6 protein-coding genes are annotated in these 7,984 nt (G+C 71.4%); 1 reads left to right on the plus strand and 5 read right to left on the minus strand.

The window, feature by feature from the left end:
* A complete protein-coding gene (locus tag ACFY23_RS25520; protein WP_350819289.1) occupies positions 1-3,165 on the minus strand; it encodes a beta-N-acetylglucosaminidase domain-containing protein in 3,165 nt (1,054 codons plus the stop codon).
* On the opposite strand from ACFY23_RS25520, the gene ACFY23_RS25525 reads away from it, so the two are divergent.
* Entirely contained in the window at positions 3,055-3,414 is a 360-nt protein-coding gene (locus ACFY23_RS25525) for a hypothetical protein (protein ID WP_350676726.1), read from the plus strand. The genes ACFY23_RS25520 and ACFY23_RS25525 overlap by 111 nt on opposite strands.
* Before the next feature lie 280 nt (positions 3,415-3,694).
* On the opposite strand, the gene ACFY23_RS25530 is transcribed toward ACFY23_RS25525, so the two are convergent.
* The 4 genes from ACFY23_RS25530 to ACFY23_RS25545 all read right to left on the minus strand — a co-directional run bounded on the left by ACFY23_RS25530 (position 3,695) and on the right by ACFY23_RS25545 (position 7,954).
* A complete protein-coding gene (locus ACFY23_RS25530) occupies positions 3,695-5,722 on the minus strand; it encodes a 2-oxo acid dehydrogenase subunit E2 (protein WP_350676586.1) in 2,028 nt (675 codons plus the stop codon).
* Positions 5,719-6,624 carry a thiamine pyrophosphate-dependent dehydrogenase E1 component subunit alpha gene (locus ACFY23_RS25535; protein ID WP_350676583.1) on the minus strand — a complete coding sequence of 302 codons (906 nt, stop codon included), beginning with the start codon at positions 6,622-6,624 and terminating at the stop codon, positions 5,719-5,721. Before ACFY23_RS25535 ends, ACFY23_RS25530 begins: the two co-directional genes overlap by 4 nt.
* Complete coding sequence (locus tag ACFY23_RS25540) at positions 6,621-6,854, minus strand: acyl carrier protein (protein WP_350676581.1); 234 nt, start codon at positions 6,852-6,854, stop codon at positions 6,621-6,623. Before ACFY23_RS25540 ends, ACFY23_RS25535 begins: the two co-directional genes overlap by 4 nt.
* A gap of 74 nt (positions 6,855-6,928) precedes the next feature.
* Positions 6,929-7,954: a 3-oxoacyl-[acyl-carrier-protein] synthase III C-terminal domain-containing protein gene (locus ACFY23_RS25545; protein WP_350676579.1), complete on the minus strand. Its 1,026-nt coding sequence runs from the start codon at positions 7,952-7,954 to the stop codon at positions 6,929-6,931.
* Between the last annotated feature and the right edge of the window lie 30 nt (positions 7,955-7,984).

Genomic DNA, 7,984 nt, shown 5'->3' on the forward strand with positions numbered 1-7,984 from the left:
TCAGCCGAGACCGGTGAGGTGGTGCGCCTCGAGTTCGGCCGCGGTCAGGGCCCGGTCGTAGATCGCCGCCTCGTCGAGGTCGCCCTGGAGCCGCTGGTTCGCGTCGTCTCCGCGGCCACCGAGCTTGACGCTCGCCGTACCGCTGCCTGGCGATACCGACGTCGCGACGCTGTTGTCCGCCACCCCGTCGAGGTACACGGTCAGTCGTGACCCGTCGAAGACGGCGGCGACGTGGTGCCACGTGTTGGGTGTCAGCCGGGTACGGCCGGTCACCAGGCCGTACCCCTTCCCGGCGGCGCCCAGCGACCACGCCTGCAGGACGCCGTCCGTCACCCGCAGCGCGTACCCGTTGACCGCCGGCCCGGTGTAGCTTTCGATGATCGCCTGCCCCGGCGCCGGGGCGAGCGTGTCGAGCTTCACCCACGCCTCGAGGGTGAAAGCGCCCTGGAGGTCGGTTCGCGGGCTTCGCGGCGCCTCGACGTACCCGGCGGAGAGGTCCGCCGCCCGGTCACCGGTGATCGCACCGTCGGCGCCCGGGTGGCCACCGGCCAGGTACGTGCCGTTCTGCCCGCTGGCGGAGCTGTCCACGGCGGTGCTGGAACCGGTCACGTCACCGAGCCGCCAGTAGCCGGCCGGGTTCGCCCCGGTCACGAGGTTCGGGTAGCTCTGCTCCCCGACCAGGATCGGGAGCGACACGTTCACCGGTGACGCGCCGTCCTCGGCGAAGGAAACCGTCACCTGGTGGCGTCCCGTCTCGGCATCGGCCGGGACGGTCACCTCCACCGGCACGCTCGCGACGATGGTCCGGCCACCCGGCTGGGCACGGAACACCTGCGTCGCCGGGTCGGCGGTCCAGCCGGCCGGGCCGGTGACGCTCACCTGGCCACTGATCTGGTGATCCGCGAACACCTCGAAGGTGACCTGGAACCGCTTCGTCTTCCCGGGCGCGATCAGCGATCCCGGCGGATCGACCGAGACGGTGCCGCTGAACACGTCGGAGTAGTGCGGGACTATCTCGTAGATGCGCGGGGCCGCGCTGCCCGGTGTCCACCGGATCCGTACCGCACTGGCCGCGAGGTCCGCGGCCGACACCTTGGTGAACCCGTCAGCGAGCGGTCCGAGATCCACCCAGGCGCCGTCGACCAGCGCCTGGATCATGCCGTCGGCGGGCGCGGTCGCGTCCTGCACCACGGTCACCGCGGACAGGCGGTGCGGCTTGGTGATCGGAACATCGATCGCGTCGCCGTCCCGCGGCTTGCCGGCGGCGACGTAGGCCGTGTCGTCGCGCCGGTCGGTCAGGTTGCCCAGCGCCGAGCCCTGGGTGGCAGCCGGCAGGCCCGTGGGAGCCCCGAGGTCGCCGTACCATCGGTCACCGATGTAGCCGTCGCTCTGAGCTGCCGCGAAGCTGAGCAGCTCGTCGACCGGGCCGGGACTGATCTGGTGCCACGTCCTGTCGAGGATGCCGCGGGCACGCGCCTGGTCCCGTCGTGCCAGCCAGGCGGCTTCGCCGTCCCCCCGGTCCTGGGCCCGGAGGATCGCCACGGCCGCCCGGCCCGCCTGGCCGGTCATTCCGACGCGGTCCAGCCAGGGCCCGATCTGCTTGAGCAGCGCGGGGTTGTCGAGCCGCGCCCGGAGCGCGGCGGGCAGTTCCGCCAGTCGGCGCATCTCACTGTCGAGCTGCTCGAGCTCGTCACCCACCGGCCGGCCCGCCGAGTAGTCGGCGATGAGCCGGTTGATGAGGGCGGCGAACTGCGGCCGTGCGGTGTTGTCGAGGACGCTGGCCCGGTTGTTCTCCGCGAACAGCCGCAGCTCCTGGTACGCGTCGCCGCCGACGATCTGCAGCGTGCGCGTCCATGAGCGCTCCGGGTCGTAGGCCCCGGGGTTCCAGGCGTAGTCGGCCTGCGTGCCGAGGGAGATAAGCGAGGCCTCCTGGTGCTGGACGAGTTCGTTGAACGAGATGCCGATGACGTCGTCCGCCATGCTGGCGTCGCGGTTCACCAGTGGGCCCAACAGCAGCCGGTTGGGGCTGTAGTCGTTGACCGGGTAGTTGTCCCAGAGCATGATCCGGTGCCGCGGCCAGGCGGCCTGCGCGGCCCGGAGGTCGTCCCTGGTGATGCTCGGCGAGACCACTTCCGGCCCGGTCCAGTAAAGGTCGACGTCGGCGCTCACCAACTCGTCGAACCGGTTCTTGTACGGCGTACGGGTCATGCCCCAGTACTCGGTCGGCACGGTCACCAGACGGGTGGCGCCGGGGTGCTTCTCGATGAACTCGCGTTGGACCAGGTTGGTGACCCCGGCCTGGGCCGCGGCGAGCGGCGACGAATCGCCCTGGTAGGCGTCCCGGTCCTCCTGGCACGCGAAGTTACCGGACACGTCGTCCCAGGCGATGACGTAACTGCGGACCCCGATCTCCCACAACTGGGTGAAGCGGGCCAGCAGCTGGGCCCGATCGGACTCGCGCACATGGCAGATCCCCTGACCGGGCGCCAAGGGCGCCTCCGGCGAGACCCGGTACACGAAATCGACGTGACGCGACCGCGCCAGGTCCACGATCTCCTTCAGCCGGCCCAGTTCCGCCTCGTCGTACAGGGAGTCCCAGTTCGATCCGGTACGCAGATCGTCCGCAGGCCCGTAGAAGAACTGGTTCATCTTGTGCCGAGCCAGGAACTCGATCTGCGAGCGCCGGTCCTCCTGCGACCACACCGGCCCGTAGAACGACTCCATGCCGCCGCGAATCCGGTAACCCGGCCAGTCGCGCACCGCTACGCCGTCAACCGATACCCGGGAGCCGTCCGACACGAGCAGCTGACGCAGTGATTGAACGGCGTAGAAGGTGCCGGCGCCGTCCACGCCCGCGAGGACGATCCGCGGTCGCCCGAGACGATCGTGCCCGGCCGCCAGGACGTACCCCTCACCGGGCAACCCCGCCGGCCCCTCGACCCCGAGGGCACCCAGCACCGCGGTGCTCGCCGACGTCTCGCCCGGTCCACCCAGAAGGATCAACGGGCGCGACGTCGACATGTCCGCGGTACGGACGACCCTGGCTCTGACACCGTGCGCCCCGAGCAGATCCACGAGCGATTCCTCGGCCGCCGAATCCACGGCCGCGCCCGCGACGACATCGACATCGCCGGGCACGACGACGGACCCGGGACGCGGCGCCACATGCTGCGGCACCGGAAGAATACGGGCCACCTCCGCCCGATCAGGAGCCTGGGGCTCGCCCCGAGCAGGCGGAGGGTTCACCAGCCCAACGGCGAGCCCGACCAATCCGGCGAATATTCCGACGCGGCGAAAGCCACGAAACGAACGCGACAGAAACATCACACCTCCACTCCTGCAATTCGGCTGGCGCTTGGTCTCGGCATACATCCCGGCGTGGCGCCCACCGAGCGGGAGCGCCGCGAAGGCTGAGGCCCGATCTCCGCCGCTCAGGTGGGTCAGAGCCAGACCGGTCTATACCAGTAACAAGAATCCATGCCAGGCCTGGCCACGTCAACCCTGCCGCCGAACCGCGGATGCAGGCGGCTGGCCATCAACCGTCACGCGCAGCACGCGGGGGAACGAGCTCGCGACCCGGCACGGCGCCGAGCCGACTCACATCGGCCCGCACGAGCTGGGCCAGTACCAAGCTGCTGCTCAACTGCCTGCCGAACCGGCGTACGCGGCGATGACGCTCGTGTGGGCTCCGCCGTTACCGTTGCAGGGCGGCGCTGAGCGCGGCCAGGTACGCCCCGGCCTGCGCCCCGTTGACCAGCCGGTGGTCGTAGGCCAGCCCGAGGTCCGCCACCATCCGCTCGCGCACCTCACCTCCGACACCCAGCACGACCTCGCGGTGCACGTCAGGCACCGACAGTGCACAGGTGACGCCGGGCGGGATGATCGGCTGGGCGTAGATCACGCCGGGGGTGCTGTTGAGCGCGACCAGGAAGTTCATCCCGGCCATGTCGTCCTCGCGCAGCCGGTTGCGCAGCGCCTTCATCCGCAGCTCGACCACGGTGTCGGCGAGGTCGCCCAGGTCCAGCTTCGCCGCGTCGCGGATCACCGGCAGAAACAGCCCGGCGCCGACGTCCACGGTGAGCCCGACCGACGGCTGTGCCGCGTCGATGACCCGGCCGTCCCCGGTGAGCTGGGCGTAGAGGGCAGGGAACTGCTCGTGCAACGTGGCCACGGCAGCGATGACGACCTCGGTCAGGCTGACATCGGCGCCGGTCTCGTCGGCGGCCCGGCGCGCGAACGCGAGGGCGGCGGTCACGTCGACCCGCACGGCGGTGAAGGCGACCGGGATCTCCCGGTGCGAGGTCGCCACCACGTCGGCGATGCGGCGTTGCGACGGCGGCAGCGGCCGCCCCGTCAGCGCCGGTTGCGTCGCCACGGACGGCTCAGCGACCGGAGGCGCCGCGGCAGGGAGGGCGCCCGCGGGCAGGATGTGGCCGATGGTCGAGCCCGGGACGCAGTCGGCCCCGGCGGCAACATCCTGACGCAGGACGCCCGCGTGCGTCGCCGCCAGCTCCTCGATCGCCTTGGAGGTCTCGACCGCCGCGATCGCCTGTCCGATCTCGACGGTGGCACCGGCCGGGACCAGCCATTCCAGCAGCACATAGCTGTCGTCGTTGTTGTTGAGCTTGGGTACGCTCACCGCGACGCCCTGCTCCGCCGCCCGCGCCGGCGCAGCCCGATCGCGACTCGCCGCTCCCGACGCGGCAGACTCACCGGTGGAGCCGTGCGTGATCCGTTCCAGGATCGTGTCCGCGCTGAGCAGGACCGCCCGTTCCAGATGCGGCGCCGACGGAATGACGCTGGCGGCCGAGCTGACAAGCTCGATCGGCCGACGCAGCAGCGGCCACGCGGCGGCGTAGAGCCGAGTGGCGACCTCGCTCCCCCACGTGCCGCCAGCCGTGCTCTCCTCGGCGACGATCACGCCGTCCGCACCGTCGAGCAGGCCGAGCACACCGTCGACATCGAAGGGGTAGAGCCGGGCCGGGACCAGCACCTCGACATTGCGCCCCTGCTCCCAGGCCTTCCTGGCGGCGGCGATCGCCCGGTTGGCGACCCCGCCGGGCGCGATGACCAGCGTCGGCGCGGCAGCGGCGGCCGGGTCGTAGACGCGGGCCCAGTTGCCGTCCGCGCCCAGCAACTCGAAGGCGAGGCGGTCGTCGACGCGGTTGCCCACGTACCTCGGCTGGGTGTAAAGGATCTTGTCCTCGAACAGCATGGACGGTTCGCCGCGGCGCAGCGCGGCGGCGAGCACGTCGGCCGCGTCGTGCAGTGGCGACAGCTCGAAGAGCGCGAGGTGCGGGATGCCGATGAAGTGCTTCTGCACGCTCTGGCTGTGCGTCGGGCCGTAGCCCCGCCCACCGCCGACGGGGCAGCGGATCACGACCCGCATCGGGATGTGCTCGCCATACATGGCGACGGATTTGGTGAGGAAGTTGATGATCTGGTCGAAGGCGAGGCCGACGAAGTCGCCGAACATGATCTCGACGATGACCGTGTCACCGCAGAGCGCCAGCCCACCCGCGACGCCGGTGATGCCGTTCTCGCTCAGCGGTGTCGACAGCACCCGGTCCGGGTAGGCCGTCGACAGACCCTGGGTGACCTTGAAGGCGCCGCCGTAAGGATCGGCGACATCCTCGCCCAGCAGCCAGGCCCGCTCGTCGGCGGCGAACAGCTCGTGCAGGGCGCGGTTGAGGTTCTGGCTCACTCGTTCGGCGCGCGTCACGCCACGCCTCCGCTCACCAGGGGTCGGGCCAGCGCCGCGGCCGAGATCTCCGCGACCCGCTGCCGGGCCTGCGCGTCGGCGGCCGAGAACTGGGGCGGGTACGCGGCCGCGTACCGCTCCAGCCAGTCGAGGTGGCGCAGCCGGCGAATCTCGTCGGCCGGGCGGGAGTCGTCGCCCTTGCTGTGCGGGCCGAGCCGGACCGTGTGCTGCACCAGCACATGCGGCTGCCGGGTGGCGCGGACCCGCTCGATGTGCGGCGCGGCGGCGGCACGCACCTCGTTGAGGTCCAGCGAATCCGACTCGCTGAAGGTGATCCCGAACCCGGCGGCCCGGCCGCCGATGGTCCCGGCCAGCTGCTCGGTGGTCGGGGTGGACTGGGCGATCCGGTTGTGCTCGACCACGACCAGCAGCGGCACCCGCCACAGCTGCGCCATGTTGAGCGCCTCGTAGACCGCGCCCTCGCCCCAGGTGCCGTCACCGATGTAGGTCACCACGATCCCGTCCTGCCCGGTGCGGTTGAGGTGCAGCCCCACGCCGACCGCGGCGGGCAGACTCTCCCCCTGCACGCCGGTGGACAGGAAGCGTTCCCGGCGTAGGTGCTGGCTGCCACCACGCCCGTGGCACACCCCGCCCTCCCGGCCGAGCAGTTCCGCCAGCAGGCCGTCCGGGTCAGCGCAGTGGGCCAGGTAGTGCCCGTGCCCCCGGTGGTTGCTGAACACGAAGTCCCCGGTCAGCAGCGGGGCCAGCGCGACCGGGATGTATTCCTGGCCGAGGCAGGTGTGCGTGGTGCCGCTGATGTGGCCGTCCGCGTACAGGCGGAGCAGTTCCTCCTCGAATCGGCGGATGAACAGCCCGGTGCCGAGGTCGGCGTCGCTCAGCGGAGACGGCGCGGCGGACGTCATTCGTCGACGCCCCGCTGCGCGAGCAGCTCGCGCAGGTCCGCCACCGACCGGACGGCCCGGATCTCCCGTGGCGTGATGGCGATCCCGTACGTGTCCTCGACCGCCGCGACGATCTGGAGGTGGCGCAGGCTCACCCAGGCCGCTGTGGTCGCGGGACCGGTCTGCGCGTCGACCTGATCGACCGGCAACGCCAGCACGTCGGCGACGAGCCGCACCAGGCGACTGGACATCCGGTGTCCCTTTCCAGAACGGGTGTCAGGCGGCAGCGGCGGCGCGCTGTCAGAACCGATCGGGCGATCGATGCTTATGCCTCGACGATGGTACAGGCCCAGTGCATGCCCCGGCCCAGCGAAATCAGCGCGACCCGGTCGCCCTCGCGGAGTTCACCGGCGGCGCGCAGGCGGCTCAGCCCGAAGAGCTGGTCCGCCGCACCGAGATGCCCGTGCTCGGCCGCCAGTTCCCGGTTGGTACGCGCCAGCGGCACCCCGTGCGCCCGCGCCAGGGACGCCATGGCCCGCTCGTTGTCGCTGACGAGGATCAGGCGCGCCAGGTCGGCGACCTTGACGTCCGCCCGCTCGCAGGCCCGCTCGGTGACCCGCACGGCCCGCTCGTCGAGGTCCCGGGCGAACTGCTCGAACTGCTCGGCGTCGTAGTCGAAGAACTCCATCACGTTCCACACGTCGCGTACGGCGGGCGGCTCGGCACCAGGGCCGAAGGGTGCCGCCGCGCCGCCCACGTCGAGCCGGTGGAACGCGGCGTAGCGGCCGTCGGTGGCGGCCTCCGTGGCGAGCCAGCGCAGCCGAGGATGCCCGCGCCGAGCCACCGTGGCGACCGCGCCGTCGGAGAAGACCATCGGCTGCGTGTCCATCCGGTTCCAGTACGCCTCACAGGTCCGGTTCGCGGCCACCACCAGGGCGCTGACGTACCGCGGGTGGGTGGCGAACTTCCCCGCGACAGTGTCGAAGCTGAGCACACCCGTCGTGCAGGCCTGGGTGAGCAGCACCGCTTCGGCGTTGACCGCGCCGAGCCGGTGCGCCAGGTCGGCGGCGGCGTCCCAGTAGAGGTACTCGGTGAGGTCGGTGACGGCCAGCACCAGCAGGTCCACCTCGGCGGCGTCGAGCGTGGCGGCGTCGAGGGCCTGGCGGGCGGCCCGCTCGGCGAGGTCGGTCAGGCCGACCTCCGGGGCGCTGCGGTGCACCTGGCGGTAGCCGTACCCGAGGACCCGGTTCACGTCGTCGGTGTACTGCCCCACCACGTCCGCGACCGGTACCGGATCGCCGAGCGCCTCGCCGAACGACACCAGCCCGAAGCTCATGTTTGCCCGTCCCACCGCAGGTCCATGGATGCATACCATTGCCGG

The sequence above is a fragment of the Micromonospora sp. NPDC000121 genome (assembly GCF_042899165.1).
Classification (GTDB): Bacteria; Actinomycetota; Actinomycetes; order Mycobacteriales; family Micromonosporaceae; genus Micromonospora.